Raw genomic sequence first — 16,911 nt, forward strand, 5'->3', positions numbered from 1 at the left:
GTTGGCAGTGGAATTGACCATAGGCATGCCATCACGGCCGCCGACATTGGAGGATGGAGTGATGACTGAAGGCCCCAATCCCAACGCCGCCGACGGGACCGCATCGCTAGCGGCCGCCAGTTCATCCGCAGAAGCGGTTGCTTTGGAGGCAATGACGCCTCCAGAGCGACTGGGGTGGGCCCGGAAGCGGTTTGGGTCTGGATTCGCTTTGACGACCAGTTTTGGGATCCAGTCGTCGGTGCTGTTGCACATGCTCAGCACTCTCCAGGATTCAGACAACGTGCCTGTGATCTGGGTGGATACGGGCTATCTGCCGGCGGAGACCTATCGCTACGCCGATCAGCTCAGTGAGCGTTTCAATCTGAAATTGCATGTGGCCCAGAGCACGCTCTCACCGGCTCGGATGGAGGCCCTTCATGGCCGCCTGTGGGAGACCGGAGAGGTGGAAGATCTCGAGCTTTATCACCAACTCCGCAAGGTGGAGCCCCTCGAAGCGGCCATGGCCGCACTGGATGTGACCTGCTGGGCTAGTGGTGTGCGGCGTGGTCAGACAGACCACCGCAAGACGATGGGCTGGCTGGAGCCGATGCGCGGGCGATTGTCGTTGAGGCCTCTTTTGAGTTGGACGCCCAGGGATGTTTTTTATTACATGCAGGAGCATGATCTTCCCCAGCATCCCTTGTTCGAACAGGGATATTCGACGGTGGGTGATTGGCATTCCAGTGCGCCTGATGGGGCTGAGCAATCCGGACGCCAGACCCGTTTCGGTGGGCTCAAGCAGGAATGTGGAATCCACCTGCCGGGTGTGATGGGTGACGGCATCTAGGCATGCCCAATGGCTGCACATGTTTGCTGATCGGGAACAGTCGGTGGCACTGGGCAACGCGTACTGCGGAGGGGTGGGTGTTTGCGCACACCAATCCGGATCCTTTGCGATTGGACGGACTTGAGCTGGTGCGTTGGGCAGCAGTTGGCCCGGTGCCCGTTCATCCAGTCCTGTCTCAGACCACGCGGCTTGGTTTGGAGGATCTGCCCCTGAAGGGCATGCCCCCTTGGCTCGGCGTGGATCGTGCGTTGGCGGCCTGGGCTGCCACGACCAGAGCGGTGCCGTTGCCAACGCAAGGGGGGTTACTGGTAGCGGATGCCGGCACCGTGCTCAGCCTCACCCGGGTCACCTCGGAGGGGGAGTTCGCAGGAGGGCAACTGGCGGCTGGTTTCGGTCTGCAGCTGCGGGCGATGGCTGCTGGGACCCGTGACCTGCCTGCACCGGGGGCGCTGCATCAGTTGCCCTCAGAGCTTTTCCCCCACGCCACGCTTGCGGCGATGCAGCAGGGTGCCATCCAATCGCTCCTGGGTCTGCTTCTTGAAGCGCAGCGCAGCTGTTCTTGGCCGTTGTGGATCTGCGGAGGCGATGCTCCCCTGCTGATCGATTCGCTGCGTCAGCAGGGGGCTGAAGTGATCCATGCCCCTGATCTGGTGATGGAGGGGATGGTGACTTTGGTCAGCTGAGGCCCAGGTCCTCCAAGATCTGATCCGCCATGCTCTCGGCCTTGACCTTGCGGTAAATCAGTTCGAGCTTGCCTTCAGCATCGACAACGAAGGTATGGCGCATCATGCCCATGAACTCTTTGCCCATGAATTTCTTGAGCCCGTAGCTCTCATAACTGGTGGCCACAGCGCATGGCTCCACATCGGTCAGCAGGGTGAAGGGCAGCTCCTGTTTGGTGATGAAGCGCTGGTGTGAGGCTGCGTTGTCTTTGCTGATGCCCAGAACGGTGATGTCGTGCTGCTTAAAAGCGTCCCAACGGTCTCGGAAATTGCAGGCTTCCTTGGTGCAGCCAGGGGTGGCGTCCTTGGGATAGAAGTAGATCACAACTCGCTTCCCTTTCAGGGATGAAAGCTGCACCGATGCATCGTTCTGGTCCGGGAGAGTGAAATCCGGTGCTGGATCTCCGATCTGAAGTGGCATGGCGCAATGCAAAAAGGCCGCAGCGCAGCGTACCCGCCCTTTGGTTGGTGCCGTTCTCGCGAACCGCTCCGACAACGAACCTCTCCGCCCAGGAGCAGGCCTGGGCAGATGGTTTGCCGTCAAAACGCCGGCAACAGTACGTGTGGTCACGCCGTTGGATGCGAAGTCTGCTTGCGGACTTGCTAGGGCTGCCGCAGGAAGTTTTGCCCCTGGACGCTCCTCCTGGACAGCCGCCCAAGCTGGCGGAGGGATGGGGGTTTGTCAGTCTCAGTCATTGTCCGGATGCACTGCTCCTGGCTTGGGCGCCGTGGCGGGTTGGGGTGGATCTGGAGCGATGCGACCGTGTCATTCCCGCCGAATCCATCCTCAAGCGCTTTTTTTGTGCCGAGGAGCAAGAACACCTGAGCGGGCTGGTGCCAGAAGCCCTACGCCAGGCGGTGTTGGCGCACTGGTTGCTGAAAGAGTCGGCGATCAAATGGCAACGGGGCAGTTTGGGCCGCGATCTCACCCAGTGGTGCTGTAGTCGCGACCGAAGTGTTGTGATCCATCGGGGAGATGGCGCAGTGCTCTCAGCCAGTCGCTGGCGGCAGGGACCTTGGTGCCTGGCGATGGTGGCAGGCCAGGGGGATGTGGGCAATGGTGCCAATCCCATGCACACAGCGATGCTCTGCCTAGCGTGATTGACCGCTCAGAAACGGGTTGTTGTGGTGTGGATCAGTGCTCGTTCGATCCCTTCGCTGTTGGCAGCGGCTGCACTGTTTGGTCTCGGGCTGGTGGGGATGCGTCAGCCGCTGCAGCTCTCTGAGAATCAACGTCTGGCATCGTCTGGGCGTCCTGATCTAGCGGCCGTGGATGCGGCACTGCAAGAGCGTGAAATCACCTTGCATCAGCGGCGAGAAGCAGAAGCCTTGCTTGGTCAGTTCATCCGCGGCCAGATGACTCGGCACTACTGGGGGCATTTCGCCTCTTCCCTGATCGACCTTGGCCTCGATAGCGGCAGCCATTTGCGAGCACGGGTGATCTCCTCTCCGACAGGAACGGAGCTTTGGCTCACCCCTCGACGTGGAGGCGAGGCGTATGCAGCGGCTGTGCGTCAGAAGGGACCAAGGGTGGTGCGATGGCAGTGTCGTGGACCGCTACCTAAGAAAGACTTACGGCTCAGTCTTGTGCGGGGTTGCCCGGCAGGTTGGGTTGAGATCGAGATGCCCCAGCCCTGATCACGGCTTAAGCAACTGATGTAATTGCTTTCTTTTGCTGATGCTCATTGGCAGCGCTCATTTTGATGCCTTGCGTTGGCGTTCGAATGATCCCTATCGGCTCGAAATTGCCATTGCAGCAGTGACCTCTCTGACCAATGTGTTGGCAGTTTTATCCGCTCTGACTAAAAAAGGATTGACGTCTTCAATTCGCCGTCCGTGTTCACTCGTCTTGCAGCCGGTCTTCTCGCTGGCGCCTCTCTTTCAACCCTGGCTGTAGCAGCCGAAGCTGGCACCTCGCGCCCTGTGCGTTGGGAAACCGGTGGCGCTGTCTGGACCACCAAATCCAGTGCTTTCAAAACGTTCTTCAATAACGGTGAAATCACCGATCGTGCCCTGGAAGCAGGCATCAACGGTTCCGGATGGACCGCTGATGAAATCCGCGAAGGCATGACCAAGAACTACAACGTTGATCTGATCGGGGTGTCCCGTTTCCTGTATTCAGATGACGGGGAGAAGTTCCTTGATGATCAGACCCGCAGCTACTTCCCCTACTGGATGAAGAAGAAGACTGCTGTGGTCGCTCTTCGTTCCGCCATCATCGCCGACTCCGTCGATGGCCAGCTGTCTTCAGCCGGCATCATGGACAACCTGCCTGTTGACTTCGCCCTGGCGGACAACGGTGCTTCCGATGGTGCTCAGAACGTTTGCAAGCCTGGTCTCGACGCTCCTCGCGACACCTCCCTGCTGTCGTGGTACGTGTTCCTGCCCGCTTGCGTGCAGGCCAACCAGATCCTGCCTGCTGCTCCTGTTCGTCAGGCGCCCGTTCGCGGCCTCTGGTGATCACTCACGCCCAACTGGGTGTTCCTTCAGCCCCGGCATGCCGGGGCTTTTTTCATGGTGACGTTGATGGCTTGCGGCCAATGATGCGTCGATGCAGGAGTCGTTGCGGCAGTTGCTTTCCCTGCACATGCTTCAGCAGGCGGTTGAGCAGCGCTATTTCGGTTCGCTGCTGCGCCCCAGAGGCAAGCACCTGCCGGTAGGGTCGCTCTTCTCCCAGCCACCGCTCCTGAAAGGAGGCGTCCACAGGTAGATAGACGGATTCGTCCCAGCATTCGCTGTCCAGTTGCCAACCTTGGGCGCGCAGTTGGTCTAGAAACTCCTCTTGTTCTGCTTGGCTATTCAGCCAGGCCTCCTCTCGTTTCAGTAATGGAGTGAGGGCCTTTCGCTCCTTGTCATTGAGCTGTTGCGCGTGTTCGCAGAGCTCAAGCAGAGCGGCTGCGGGGCCCAGTCCGGCATCCGTGAGCAGGAGGCGCAGCTGCGCGTCGCCTCTGCAGCGGTCGTTGCAGTGTTGAAGCAGGTCAGCGCTGCTGCCATGCCTTAGTTCATGGCGGTTGAGGCGTCCGCCCACAACTTCGAATTGATGCTCGATGGGTAGCTTCGCCAGGGCCTGCTTTCCCACGATCACCGCGGGGCGTTGCAGAGGATCCAACAGTTGCAACTGGGCTTCGAGACGGTCCTGCTCCAGGGCAGATTGGCAGTGGATGGTGAGGCCCCCATCCGCAACAGCGCCAAGAGGATCCAGGCTCCACAACAATGACGAGCCCCCCAGCATCAGAACCCGGTCTGTCCGTTTCCATTGCACTCCTTGCCAGAGCTTCTCCCTGAGGCGTTGCAAACGTGCGCCGTCCTGACTGAGCTGACGCTGAAGCCAGCGTTCCATGTCAGGGACTTCCGGGCCGCTGCTCACCAGCAGAGGATGTTCATCCACGGCTTCGGCTGCCGATGCCAGCTGGGCCGCGCGGCGTTCCAGCATGCGTTGCCGTCGCTCGCCTTCCCAGCCTTGGTTGCTTGGCGTCCAGAACACCTCTCCCTGCAGGGCTGTTGGCAGGTATTGCTGGGCGACCCAGTGCTCCCGAAAAGCATGGGGGTAGCGGTATCCCTTGCCATCGCCGAAGGCATCACCGTCGCGATGGGCATCGCGGAGATGGCTGGGAACGTCCTGGCGGGAACTGGCGCGTACGTGCTTGATCGCTTCGAAGATGCCGATGGTGCTGTTGCTCTTCTCCGTGTTGGCTAAGTACAGAGCAGCCTGCGCCAGCGGATAGAGACCCTCGGGCAAGCCGATGCGTTCGAAGGCAGCGGCACACGCTTCCACCACCACCACCGCTTGGGGGTCGGCCAGGCCGATGTCTTCGCCGGCGGAAATCAGCATGCGCCGGAAAATGAATCGCGGATTTTCTCCGGCTTCCACCATGCGGGCAAGCCAGAACAGAGCGGCATCAGGGTCGGAGCCCCTCAGTGATTTGATGAAGGCGCTAATGGTGTCGAAGTGGGCATCGCCCTGTTTGTCGTACAGAACAGCCCGCTGTTGGATCGACTCTTCGGCAATGGTGAGATCGATCTGAATCGCATCGTTGGAATCTTGGGGGGTGCTTTCGACGGCCAGCTCAAGGGCGTTGAGCAGGCTGCGGGCATCACCATTGGCGACATCGACGAGATGGTCGATCGCCTCGGGGCTGATCGTGACCTGGCGCTCGCCATAGCCGCGCTCCCGATCGTCGATGGCGCGTTGCAGTAGATCACGGAGGTCGTCGACCTCGAGCGTTTGGAGTCTGAACAGGCGTGAGCGGCTCACTAATGCCTTGTTCACTTCGAAATAAGGGTTTTCTGTGGTCGCCCCGATCAGGGTGAGTGTGCCGTTTTCGACCCAGGGGAGTAGGGCATCTTGCTGCGCGCTGTTGAAGCGGTGGACTTCGTCGATGAACAGGATGGTGCGAAGGCCATGGCGCTCGAGGCGCAGTCGCGCAGCATCCACTTCGCTGCGCAGCTCCTTGACCCCAGCGAGCACCGCATTGAGGCTGCTGAAATGGGCTCGGGTGTGGTTGGCGATGATCCGGGCCAAGGTGGTCTTCCCTACCCCGGGCGGGCCATGCAACAGCAGGTTCCCGACACGATCAGCGGCAATGGCGCGGCGCAGCAGCCGTCCCTCCGCCAGGATCGCTCCCTGACCCACGAATTCCTCCAGCGTGCGGGGCCGCATTCGATCTGCCAGGGGAGCCTGGCGTTGGCGTAGCTGATCGCCGTGATGGGAGAACAGGTCAGCCGTCATGGCTCAATTTCCATTCGCCAATTTTGACCCTTTGCGCAGCCACGGCCTTCGCAAATCCACCCATAATCTGCTCCGTGAGGTGAGTGCTTGTGAACAGTTGCGCCCGAGTGGCTGGTGTCGTGGCCCTGGCAATGTCCCTGACGGCCTGTGCTTCGTCTGCACCAAGACGCCCACCGGTTGCGGTGCAGCAGGCGACTGTTCAGGAGGCGCAGTTCACCGATGATGTCGATACTGTCAGCACCTTGGAGGCCTTCGAGTTGGTCCAGCTGGCGGCTCAGGCTTCCGGTCGGGTGATGGAGCTGAAGATCAGCCAAGGTGATCAGGTCGAGCCCGGACAATTGCTGGTGGTGCTTGATCAGGCTCAGCAGAGGGCTGCTCTAGCGGAGCAGAGGGCTAAAGCGGAAACGGCAAAGACCGAGTGGGAGCGTGAAGAGTTTCTGGCCAGGGTGGGAGCATCCAGCCTGCGTCAGCGTGACTCCTATCGCACGCGATACTTCGCAGCGGCAGAGCAGGTCAAGTCATTGGAGGCCACGCTCAGCTATCGGAATCTGCGTTCGCCGACGGCCGGCACGGTGGCTGATGTGCAGGTGAAGGTGGGTGATCTGGTGCAACAGAACCAACCTTTCACCAGCGTGGTGCAGAACAACGCTCTGGAAGCACGCGTTGAAGTGCCAGCTGTCTTCGGAGACCGGCTTGCTCTTGGTCAACCCGTGATTCTCACTGCGCCCGGCAGCTCCAAGGTGCTGGCCACCGGTCAGGTTGATTCGATCGATCCACAGGTCAACCCTCAAACCCAGGGCCTGTTGGTGAAAGCTCTTTTTGCGAATGTGGATGGGCGTTTACGCAGTGGCCAGCGCCTGCGCACGCGTGTGCAGTTGCAGTCGCTCAATCTGCCGTCCGTGCCGTTCGCGGCGGTGACCCAAACCTCAGGCCAAAGCTTCGTGTTTCGCATCGGTCGTTTCGAGGAGCTTGAAGCCAACCCAGGCAAGGTCGATCTCAATCGCATCCGTCAGGGCATCAAATACAACAAATTGCCTGCCAACACCCTCTTTGCGCTGCAAACACCGGTCACTGTTGGCGAATTGCAGAACAATCGTTACCCGATCACGAAGGGATTAAGGCTCAATCAGAAGGTGATCACCACTAATCTCCTCAACCTCAAACACGGCATGCCGGTGCAGGTCAAAGCAGTGAGCGCGTCGGCTGGCTTCGCAGCTCGGAACTGACGCTGAGCCATGTCTGCTTCCAATACCTTCATCACACGGCCGGTTCTCAGCACGGTTTGCAGTCTGCTGATTGTGATTGTTGGTTTGATCGCGATCCCGATCCTCCCGATTGAGAACCTGCCGGATATTGCACCGCCAACAGTGAAGGTACAGGCCACCTATGTGGGTGCTGATGCTGTGTCGGTGGAGCAGGGCGTCACCTCGGTGCTCGAGCAGCAGATCAATGGTGTGGAGGAGATGGATTTCATTACCTCCACCAGTTCCTCAGATGGGGTGAGTGCGATTTCGGTGTCTTTCAACAGCGGCACCGACGGCAATATCAATCAGGTCAACGTTCAGAACCGTGTCTCCCTGGCTGAACCTCAGCTCCCGGAGGAGGTGCGCAAGGCCGGCGTCACGGTGAACAAGGCCTCTAACTCGATTCTTCTGGTTTACAACTTCGTCAATTCCGATCCAGCCCAAACGGAATACAGCGTTGAGACCATTAGCGGTTATCTCGATAAGAGCCTCACAGACAACATCAAGCGGGTTCCTGGTGTTGGCGATGTCACCTATTTCGGCAACCGCAAAGTGGCGTTTCGTCTCTGGTTGGATCCTGACAAGCTCACGTCTTACGGGCTCACATCCACCGATGTTGTCAATCAGCTCAAGAGCCAGAACCGGCTGGTCCCTGCCGGAAAGGTCGGCGGCGCACCAGCTCCTAAGGGGCAAGAATTCACCTTCACCGTTCAACTCCGAGGTCGTCTGACCACGGAACAGGAGTTCGAAAATCTGGTGCTCAAGAGCACCGATGCAGGAGGTCTGATCAGGCTGCGCGATGTGGGTCGCGTCAGTCTCGGTGGAGAGACTTACGGCATTGACGCCATGGATCTCAAGGGCTCACCGTCTGTTGGGGTTGCTGTTTATCAGCTCTCAGGCAGTAACGCCATTCAGGTGTCGAACGCGGTGAAGGATGTCATTGCTGAGTTTGAGCAAACTCTGCCGGTGGGTTTGGAATCTGAGGTGATTTACGACACCACCGACTTCATCAATCAGTCGATCAAGGGAGTCACCAATTCCCTGCGGGATGCTGTGATTCTGGTGGTGCTGATCCTGTTCCTGTTTCTTCAGAACTGGAAGGCCACTTTGGTGCCCGCTATCGCCATTCCTGTTGCCCTGATCGGTACCTTCGGTCTGGTGCTGGCCTTTGGCTTTTCTCTTAATCAGCTCACCCTTTTTGGTCTTGTTTTGGCCACCGGTCTTGTGGTGGATGATGCAATCACCGTGGTGGAAGACACATCGGCGAAGAAGGCGGAGGGCCTCACCGCCGTCCAAGCGGCGATGGCCACGATGGATGAACTGTTCAGTGCAGTCATCGCCACCTCTTTGGTGAAGATGGCCGTGTTTTTGCCGGTCCTGTTTTTCCCTGGAGCGACTGGAACGATCTACAAACAGTTCGCTGCAACCATCCTGTTTTCGATCGGTATTTCCACGTTCAATGCCCTCACCTTTTCCCCGATGTTGGCGGCATTGCTGCTCTCCCGTGACACCAAGGAGCTGAGCAAAGAGCAGTACGCCACGGCTGGCATTTGTCTTGGTTTCGTCTATGGCCTGCTGAACGCTGGCGATGGTGCGCCCTTGGTCCTGCTGCCTGTGGTGGTGGGAGCACTGCTTGGTTTTGTTGCCATGCAACTCACCGGTCGTCCCCTTCGGATGCCAGGTGCGGTTGGAGGTGCTGTGGTGGGCTTGGTGGTGCTTGGTGTGACCAATCTGATCCCGGTGCTTCTTTTCAGCGCCATCGGCGTTGGGGTGGGCTGGTTCATTCCCGTGATTTTCACCAACTTCAATCGCTGCTATGCGGCCTTTGAAGAGCGTTATTCGACCTTGCTTGATCAGGTGCTTAAGGCAAGGCCGCTGGTGATGGCGGCCTTGGCGGCCGGCATCCTTCTCACTGGCTTCGCATTCACCCGTATCCCTGGCGGGTTTGTGCCGATAGAAGACCAGGGCTATGCGATTGGCTTTGTGCAGGCCCCAGAAGGGGCCTCCAATGAGACCACGTTGGACATCAACCGCAAGGTGGCAGCGGTGCTGCGCAGTGAGGAGGACATCAAGGCTGCAGCTCTCTTCAGTGGTGCCAGCTTCGATGGCAATGCTCCGAATAAAGGTCTGTTCTTTTTCGGCACCAAGCACTGGGATGAGCGCAAAGGCAGTGACCACAACGTGGCGGCACTTGTTCAACGTCTGAACAAGAAGCTCTTCATGGCAGTGGATGGTGCACGGGTATTCGTGGTCGAGCCCCCGTCGATTCCTGGCTACGGATCCGGTGGCGGTTTTGAGTTCCAACTTCTCGATCAGAGCAGCGGCTCCTATTCCTTGAATCAGTTCTTCGGCTCTGCCGAGCAGATCATTCAGGCGGGCAATGCCAATTCAGTACTGAATCGCGTCTATTCGCTGTTTTCCCCTGAAGCTCCACAGATCGAAATCAAGGTGGACCGCCAACAGATGGCCAGCCTCGGTGTCGACTTTGGTTCGGCGATGCAGGCCTTCAGCGTCAATTTCGGTGGTGCCTATGTCAATGACACGTTTCAGGAAGGAAAGGTGAGACGGGTCTATGTCCAGGCGGACGACGTCAGCAGAGCCACTCCTGAGCAGTTGTCGTCGATCTATGTCAACAATCTCAAGGGTGACCAGATCCCTCTTTCGGAATTCTTCACGGTCAAGTCCACCACTGGCCCGAGTGTGATTCCCCATTTCAATCTTTATCGTTCAATCAAGGTCGAGGGCACTCCGGCAGAGGGCAAGAGCTCAGGTCAGGCGATTGGTGCGATGAAAACCATCTTTAGAGATGGGAACTTCCAGGGCTTGAGCTTTGACTGGACTGGAATCTCCCGCGAGGAGGTGAAAGCGGGGTCTCTTGCGGTGGTGATCTTTGCTCTCGGAATCTTGGCTGTGTTTCTAGTGCTTTCGGCCCAATACGAGAGCTACTCCGACCCGATCATCATTTTGCTCACCGTTCCCACAGCCCTGCTTGGCGCTCTGGTGTTTCTTGGTGCTGCTGGACAGGTGCTCAATATTTATGCCCAGGTGGGTCTGGTGATGCTGATTGGTCTTGCGGGCGGCAACGCGATCCTGATCGTCGATCTCGCCAATCAGAAGATGGGTGAGGGGGCGTCAGCACTCGATGCCGCTCGGTTTGCGGCCCAGTCGCGACTGAGGCCGATTCTGATGACGGCAATCTCCTCCCTCACAGGCTTCCTGCCGCTGATGCTTGCCAGTGGTGCGGGTGCCCAGAGTCAGTCCTCGCTTGGGCTTGTGGTCTTCGGTGGGCTGTTGGTCGCCACTTTTCTTTCCACCCTGGTCGTGCCTGTGTTCTACGTGGTGATGAAGTCACTGCTGGGTCAGGATCAAGGCCGCCCTCCCGTTGATCCCCAGGTGAGCTGATGCTGCCTCCCTCCGAGATGCCGCCACGGCCTGAGTACGCCGCCCACAAGCGTTTCAGTGGATCGAGAGTTCTGGTGGCGATCGCCATCGGCGCAGTTGTTGGTGTGGCGCTCTCCTACTTCCTCAAGGTGTTGATTGAGAACACCCCAGCCGACCTCGACATCCGTCGGATGCGGCTCTTCTTTCTGATGGTGATCACCTCCTGCAGCCTGGCTGGATTTGCAATCGAATCAACCCGTCAGCTGCAGGAGCAGGCCACCGATCCCGTTTACCGCCGTCCCAATTCTCGTCTGAGCCGGCGTTCGCCCAAATCTTGAAGTCAGCAAAAAGCCCCCATTGGGGGCTGCTGCTCTGTGGATCAAGTGGATGGAGCCTCGATTAAGTAATCACCGTGGGGCGATCCATTCCGGTGCGCTCCTGAATCTCTGCCAGCTGGTTGATGGCAGTGATCATGTCGGCCAGGGCAGCTTGGGGATCCTGGTTCAGGTCACCACTGCTGGGTACGTAGCTCTCAAGGTAGATGCGGATCGTCGCTCCCTTGGTGCCAGTGCCTGATAGGCGCACGACAACACGACTGCCATCGTCGAGCAGGATGCGTAGACCTTGGCCCTCGGTCACGGAGTTGTCGATCGGGTCGACATAGCTGAAGTTGTCGGCGTTTGCGACCAGCCGGCCGGCAAACGACTGACCGATCAAGCTTGGGAGCATCGCTTCCAGGCGGTCATACAGCCCATGGGCAGCCTCACTGGCAACGGCTTCATAGTCGTGGCGGGAGTAGTAGTGGCGGCCGAAGCGTTTCCAGTGCTCCGCCATGATCTCGGCCACGCTGCAGCGGCGTTTGGCCAGGATCTGCAGCCAGAACAGCACGGCCCACAGACCGTCTTTTTCGCGCACATGGTTGCTGCCAGTGCCGAAGCTTTCCTCGCCGCAGAGGGTGATGCGGTCGGCATCCAGCAGGTTGCCGAAGAATTTCCAGCCGGTGGGTGTTTCGAAACAGTCGATTCCCAGCTCCTTCGCCACCACATCCACAGCGGCACTGGTGGGCATGGAGCGAGCGACTCCAGACAGGCCGGAGGCATAGGCGGGCGCCAGGGTGGCGTTCGCGGTAATCACGGCCAAGCTGTCGCTGGGATTCACGAAGCAGCGCTGGCCCAGGATCATGTTGCGGTCGCCATCACCGTCGCAGGCGGCCCCGAAGCGGAAGTCATCGCCGTTCAGCAGCAGTTCCGCCAGGTCGTGGGCATAGGTGAGGTTGGGATCAGGATGACCCTTGCCGAAGTCCTCAAGAGGAACGCCATTGCGCACGCTGCCGGCTGGGGTGCCAAGGATGCCTTCGAAGAGACGCTTCGCATAGGGCCCGGTGACCGCGTGCATGGCATCGAAGGCCATTGGGAAATCACTGCGGATCAGATCGCTGATGCTCTCGAAATCGAAGAGCTGCTGCATCAGCTTCACAAAATCATCGACGCCGTCAATCACCTCGACGGTCATCGCTCCGATGGCATGTTGCCCTGGGGCATCGAGATCGATGCTGGTGGCATCAACGATCGAATATTGATCAAGGGTTTTGGTGCACTCGTACACGGCGTCCGTGAAGGAGGCCGGGGTGGGGCCGCCGTTGGCACCATTCACCTTCACGCCGAAGTCTCCGTCGGGCCCTCCAGGGTTGTGACTTGCAGACAAGATGATGCCGCCGATCGCCTGACGGCTACGGATCAGATGGGACGCAGCGGGGGTGGAGAGGATGCCGCCGGTGGTGGTGATCACCTTGCTGATGCCATGGGCTGCGGCCATGCGCAGGATCACATCGATGGCGCGGCGGTTGCCATAGCGGCCATCGCCGCCCAGCACCAAGGTGCCGCCTTCTACGCCGGAGAGGGTACGGAAGCTCGCTTCGACAAAGCTCTCCAGGTAGTGGGCTTGCTCGAACTGCTTGCTGCTCTTTCTTAGACCGGATGTGCCTGGCTTCTGGTCAGTAAAGGGGGCCTCAAGGCGGATGATCTGGTGTTGGCTCGGTTCCGCGGGTGCCGTGGTGGTCATCTCGACAACGAATTTGTATCAAGCAGATAAACACGGGGAACCGCCTCTGCCGTGTGGTCATGACCACTTCTCTGAGCTCATGCTCAGTGTTCGCGATTGCTGGGCTTGATTCCCTGAGAAGAGCGTCAGGTTTGGTTGGGATTGAAGCCTCCGATCGGAGGGGTTGCTGGTTTGACGGGTTTGACCGGATTGCCGCAGACCACGGTCAGCCTGCGAGCGGGCCTGTCAATGCTGTCGCGCCTTTGAAAGCTGTTGCTGGAAACCACTTTCGCGACTTGGAGTAACTCCCACAGTGTGTCCTTGCAAGAGGCTGGCAGCCGCGGGTGGTCCATCAGCGGATCCGTGAGTGTTCGGGTGCGTTCGCAGGCCTCGCTCTGGTTCTCCCTCGAACAGCTGTATGCCAGCAGCTGGATCTCCCGCAGCTCTTCGCGGGTGGGTAGCGGCATTGAGACGGGCTTGGCTTGCAGTCCGCATGGCCAGGCCAGACTCAAGCCGATCAGAAGCTGCAGTGGGCGTCTCATCTGGATCCTGTTCCTTTCGCCATTTTGGGGGCTGAATCGGCGTACAGCCGATCAGCATGGCCAGCTGAGACGAGGATGCAACCGCTCCTTGCATGCCTCCTCCCATCGGTTGGCGCATCCAGTGTTGTTGGCGTCTTTCCCCTCGCCAGCTGAATGTATCGATCTTGCGTGTTCAGTTGGATCACATTCCGATAGAACCTTTGTTGCTTGAAGGCAAAGATCGCGGGGCTTGGTGGGTGGGCTGGACGCAACATTGGCGGTTCAGGCTGATTCGGTCGGAGAGAGTGTCTGGGTTGTGCTTGGTAAGCATGTTGTTCGTTGCTTCGTTCAGTGATGAGATGGTTTGATGTGGCGGGAGAGGTTTGTTCGGCATGCTCAATTCCACGTGGCACTATTCATCCACGTCAGGTGGCTTCCCTCTCGAGATGGGCCAGGCCCGAGTGGCTTTTTGCTGTGGGGTTTCACAGCTTTAGGATTCTTTTCCGGACCTCTTGCGCCGATGCCTCCGATTGAAATTGAGAGGCCCATACCACCTTCTCAGGAGGGTCTCCGTCTCGATCAGTTTGAGATTGAGATTGATCAAAACAGCTTGGATTGTTCGGCAGGAGAATTGGCCTCTGGGATTAGGGCTCCGTTTCTCTATCGCCCCGAATCTGAGGCTTATCAGGGTGAGCTGCAGCTTCATGCTGCGCGCTGCAACATACGTTTTTAGGCGCGTTTGGTGGTCTTCCCGCACTGTTCCCCTTGCCCGGCTCAGCTGCGCTCTTCAGCTTTTCTCCCTGAGGTTTGGCTCCGAGTTGGCTGCCCTCTCTTTGAACGATTGAGGTGTGGTGATTACGCTAAGGCAAGGCCCGATGGCGTTAGTTGTTGCTTTGAGTATGGCTAGAACTTTACGGCGAGTCTTCTTAAAATATATACTTCCAATCACATTGGGTGGTGCTCTTTACGCCTCTTGTCGCACTCCTGTGCTTCTGTATGAAAGGCTTGCGCTCGTCTTGTTTGGTGTGCGCTGGCTTGGTGTTAAAGCCACATTGAATTCGGCTTGTTTGAGTCTGATTGGTGAAGGCCAGGTCTATGCGCTAATCGTTTACTCTCTGCCCAATGCTTTGTGGCATTTGTCCTTATGTTATTTCCTTGAGCAGGGACTGCGATCTTTTTTTGGCCGAGCTTCTTTGGCTTGGAGATTTCGTTTGGTTTGGTTTGTTTTGTTGGCTCAGATGCCTGATCTCTTGCAGTGGGCTGGTTATTTGAGTGGTGTTGCCGATCCTGCGGATGTGCTTCTCGCTGTCGTCGCTTCTGTCATTGTTTGTGCTACCACGAAGACTGCTTGACTTGGTTTTATCGATGCTGTAAATTGTCGCACTGGTCAATTCTTCTCATGCGCAAACTGCGTCAATCTGCAGCCTTTTTTGCTGGCTTGGGCATTTTTTCTTTGTTGGCTGCTGGTTCTGTTGAGGATGAGGTTGATTATTCTGGGCTTGATTATTCAAGCCCCGCCTATAGGGTGAATTATAAGGATTTGGCTGATGAATTTGATGAGAATTCAATTGCCGCTGAAAGTAAATACGATGGACAGTTGATCTATGTGAGCGGTCCGGTGGGGTCGGTGGATAAAGATATCCTTGATAATCCTTATGTTTCGATCACTGGTCAGTACGATTTTGCTTCTGTTCAATGCTTCCTGACGCCAGGAGAGGTGGAGGGTGCTTCTTCTCTCAGGAAGGGCCAAAGGGTTGTTGTGGCTGGTGTCGTTGGCGGTACAACTTTAGGGGTCACCCTTGATGGATGCAGGGTTGTGAGTGACTAGAACCTTGGCTTTAGTGAAGGTATTTCCATCAATTCACCCTTTGGTATTGATGATAATCTCAACCCGGCGATTGCGTTGGCGACCTGATGGGTCATCTTCGCCATTTTCTGTTTCGTTGGGCACTGCTGGTTTCGTTTCACCGAAACCTTTGATGACGAATTGAAATGCTGTGAGCTCCCCACGATTGATCAACCAATCACGAACGGACCTTGCGCGTTTTTCTGAAAGATTTTGATTGTAAGAGTCTGATCCTTTTGAGTCAGTGTGTCCTTCAATCCGAATCTCACCGCGCCCAGAATTGCTGATCCGTTGTGCGACGCTTTTTAGGGATGTCAAAGCGGAAGATTTTAGCTTAGCTTGATCAAAGTCGAAGAGAATGTCAGCCGCCAATTCGATTACGATCTCATTCTCTGATTCGGTGATTGTGTTCAGATTGATGACAGGATAATCTATATCCTGAATCACAAACTCAAGGTTTTGTATGGATGCTTTTCTCTCTTTATTGGAAATATCGGGCTTCGTATCTTGAGCTCTTGTTGCTTCAGCTTCACTGGCTGTTCCTGAAGTTGGATTGCCCCGCGCAGCACTGGCTGATCCAAACAGATGTAGATGGAACAGCAGAATAAGGAAGAGCAAGTTTCGAGGCATTTGTTGGCTATGAAGGTAGTGCTTTGGCATGTCCTTATTCCGTAATGCGAATGTCTTCGATTGGTGCAACGCCAGGCAAATAGATCGATACGGTCTTGACATCTGCAGGCGGTGCTGGGAATTTTGCCCAGACATTGATGCTTGAGTTTGGAGATAGAATGATTGGCATTTTGAATCTGCTGGCTACAGGCTTTTTGTTGGCTCTAACGACTAAGTGCTTCTTCTGATTGATGCTGTCGATAATATAAGTGCCGTTGCCGTGTGCGCCTGCAGCCAACTGGTAGGCGCAATACCATGCGTAGCACTTCACCAGTGTCTTATCTTCTGCGGATGTATTGGTCATCTTCCAGTAAACATTCAACGTGTTCCCACTTGATCGCTTCACGTTTAGAAGAGAAACAACAACTCCTTCAATTTCATAGGGTTCAATGGCCAAAGATTTCTCTGTTTGATTCTGGGGCTTTGTTTCATTGTCTTCTTCTCCAATGGTCTCCTGAGGTGTTGCGCTTGCCTGCGCCTCTCTTCCCTCTGCGACTGGATCAGCGGGTGCTTGAGTGGTTCCCGTGTTGTTATTGCAGCTTGCAAGCCCGATTGCAGCTGTTGAGAAGACCACAATGGCAAGGAGGTAAGTTTTCCAGTTTCTCATCATTATTCTGTTTTGATGATGTTGGCGGTTGATTCCTGATTCTTGTTAGCAGGCTGCAGCGGCCTCTTCAAGGCTGTTTCACATTTTAATATTTACTGATAGCTTCTTGCGCTACGTCTTCGTTTAGAGCTTTCTCAATTTGTGATTGGCTTCGCAGAAGGAGCAGAAAGGTCATACGAGTATGACTGCGCATGGTTAAACTGTAATGCGAATAGGATTGTCAAGAAGATTCGTTTCATTCTTTCCAGAGGTTTCAGTGAATCTACAGACGCCAAATGCATCAACAGGATTGGTGGCAATCATCCCTTTTGACAACATTAGTCATG

Annotated in this window: 16 protein-coding genes; 10 read left to right on the forward strand and 6 right to left on the reverse strand. The window is 56.9% G+C overall.

Annotation, left to right across the window (positions count from 1 at the left end; all coding sequences use genetic code 11):
* Positions 1 to 61: 61 nt before the first annotated feature.
* Both DXY16_RS00120 and DXY16_RS00125 read left to right on the forward strand, forming a co-directional pair.
* On the forward strand, positions 62 to 826 hold the full coding sequence (locus tag DXY16_RS00120) for a phosphoadenylyl-sulfate reductase (protein WP_115118490.1): 765 nt from the start codon (positions 62 to 64) through the stop codon (positions 824 to 826).
* Between the two features lie 77 nt (positions 827 to 903).
* Positions 904 to 1,509: a type III pantothenate kinase gene (locus tag DXY16_RS00125; RefSeq protein WP_244281453.1), complete on the forward strand. Its 606-nt coding sequence runs from the start codon at positions 904 to 906 to the stop codon at positions 1,507 to 1,509.
* Here the strand turns inward: DXY16_RS00125 and bcp are convergent.
* A complete protein-coding gene (bcp, locus tag DXY16_RS00130; RefSeq protein WP_115118366.1) occupies positions 1,502 to 1,969 on the reverse strand; it encodes a thioredoxin-dependent thiol peroxidase in 468 nt (155 codons plus the stop codon). The genes DXY16_RS00125 and bcp overlap by 8 nt on opposite strands.
* A gap of 47 nt (positions 1,970 to 2,016) precedes the next feature.
* Between bcp and DXY16_RS00135 the strand changes: the two genes are divergently transcribed.
* The 3 genes from DXY16_RS00135 to DXY16_RS00145 all read left to right on the forward strand — a co-directional run bounded on the left by DXY16_RS00135 (position 2,017) and on the right by DXY16_RS00145 (position 4,008).
* Positions 2,017 to 2,649 carry a 4'-phosphopantetheinyl transferase superfamily protein gene (locus tag DXY16_RS00135; protein ID WP_244281454.1) on the forward strand — a complete coding sequence of 211 codons (633 nt, stop codon included), beginning with the start codon at positions 2,017 to 2,019 and terminating at the stop codon, positions 2,647 to 2,649.
* Positions 2,650 to 3,186, forward strand: coding sequence for a thymidylate synthase (locus tag DXY16_RS00140; protein WP_115118368.1), 537 nt, complete (start codon positions 2,650 to 2,652; stop codon positions 3,184 to 3,186).
* Between the two features lie 198 nt (positions 3,187 to 3,384).
* A complete protein-coding gene (locus DXY16_RS00145; protein WP_170953758.1) occupies positions 3,385 to 4,008 on the forward strand; it encodes an alpha/beta hydrolase in 624 nt (207 codons plus the stop codon).
* 52 nt (positions 4,009 to 4,060) lie between these two features.
* Here the strand turns inward: DXY16_RS00145 and DXY16_RS00150 are convergent, their stop codons facing one another.
* A complete protein-coding gene (locus tag DXY16_RS00150; RefSeq protein ID WP_115118372.1) occupies positions 4,061 to 6,277 on the reverse strand; it encodes an AAA family ATPase in 2,217 nt (738 codons plus the stop codon).
* A 131-nt stretch (positions 6,278 to 6,408) separates the two neighbouring features.
* Between DXY16_RS00150 and DXY16_RS00155 the strand changes: the two genes are divergently transcribed.
* The 3 genes from DXY16_RS00155 to DXY16_RS00165 are packed head-to-tail and all read left to right on the forward strand — an operon-like array spanning position 6,409 to position 11,240.
* The gene (locus tag DXY16_RS00155) at positions 6,409 to 7,503 is read left to right on the forward strand and encodes an efflux RND transporter periplasmic adaptor subunit (protein WP_115118494.1); all 1,095 of its coding nucleotides are present in this window, start codon (positions 6,409 to 6,411) and stop codon (positions 7,501 to 7,503) included.
* A 9-nt stretch (positions 7,504 to 7,512) separates the two neighbouring features.
* On the forward strand, positions 7,513 to 10,923 hold the full coding sequence (locus tag DXY16_RS00160) for an efflux RND transporter permease subunit (protein ID WP_115118374.1): 3,411 nt from the start codon (positions 7,513 to 7,515) through the stop codon (positions 10,921 to 10,923).
* The gene (locus DXY16_RS00165; RefSeq protein ID WP_244281455.1) at positions 10,923 to 11,240 is read left to right on the forward strand and encodes a hypothetical protein; all 318 of its coding nucleotides are present in this window, start codon (positions 10,923 to 10,925) and stop codon (positions 11,238 to 11,240) included. The genes DXY16_RS00160 and DXY16_RS00165 overlap by 1 nt, the downstream gene beginning before the upstream one ends.
* 61 nt (positions 11,241 to 11,301) lie before the next feature.
* Here the strand turns inward: DXY16_RS00165 and DXY16_RS00170 are convergent, their stop codons facing one another.
* Both DXY16_RS00170 and DXY16_RS00175 read right to left on the reverse strand, forming a co-directional pair.
* Positions 11,302 to 12,963 carry an alpha-D-glucose phosphate-specific phosphoglucomutase gene (locus DXY16_RS00170; protein ID WP_115118376.1) on the reverse strand — a complete coding sequence of 554 codons (1,662 nt, stop codon included), beginning with the start codon at positions 12,961 to 12,963 and terminating at the stop codon, positions 11,302 to 11,304.
* 125 nt (positions 12,964 to 13,088) lie between these two features.
* Positions 13,089 to 13,484, reverse strand: coding sequence for a hypothetical protein (locus DXY16_RS00175; RefSeq protein WP_115118378.1), 396 nt, complete (start codon positions 13,482 to 13,484; stop codon positions 13,089 to 13,091).
* Positions 13,485 to 14,338: 854 nt separating this feature from the next.
* On the opposite strand from DXY16_RS00175, the gene DXY16_RS00190 reads away from it, so the two are divergent.
* Together DXY16_RS00190 and DXY16_RS00195 are read left to right on the forward strand one after the other, a co-directional pair.
* A complete protein-coding gene (locus DXY16_RS00190; protein ID WP_137006984.1) occupies positions 14,339 to 14,815 on the forward strand; it encodes a hypothetical protein in 477 nt (158 codons plus the stop codon).
* Positions 14,816 to 14,862: 47 nt separating this feature from the next.
* Positions 14,863 to 15,291 (forward strand): hypothetical protein, encoded by a 429-nt coding sequence (locus DXY16_RS00195; protein ID WP_115118387.1) that lies wholly within the window; start codon positions 14,863 to 14,865, stop codon positions 15,289 to 15,291.
* A 33-nt stretch (positions 15,292 to 15,324) separates the two neighbouring features.
* On the opposite strand, the gene DXY16_RS00200 is transcribed toward DXY16_RS00195, so the two are convergent.
* A complete protein-coding gene (locus DXY16_RS00200) occupies positions 15,325 to 15,969 on the reverse strand; it encodes an OmpA family protein (protein WP_170953759.1) in 645 nt (214 codons plus the stop codon).
* A 4-nt stretch (positions 15,970 to 15,973) separates the two neighbouring features.
* Positions 15,974 to 16,588, reverse strand: coding sequence for a hypothetical protein (locus tag DXY16_RS14225; protein ID WP_137006985.1), 615 nt, complete (start codon positions 16,586 to 16,588; stop codon positions 15,974 to 15,976).
* Positions 16,589 to 16,911: the final 323 nt, after the last annotated feature.

Source organism: Synechococcus sp. UW105, from assembly GCF_900473935.1.
GTDB lineage: Bacteria > Cyanobacteriota > Cyanobacteriia > PCC-6307 > Cyanobiaceae > Synechococcus_C.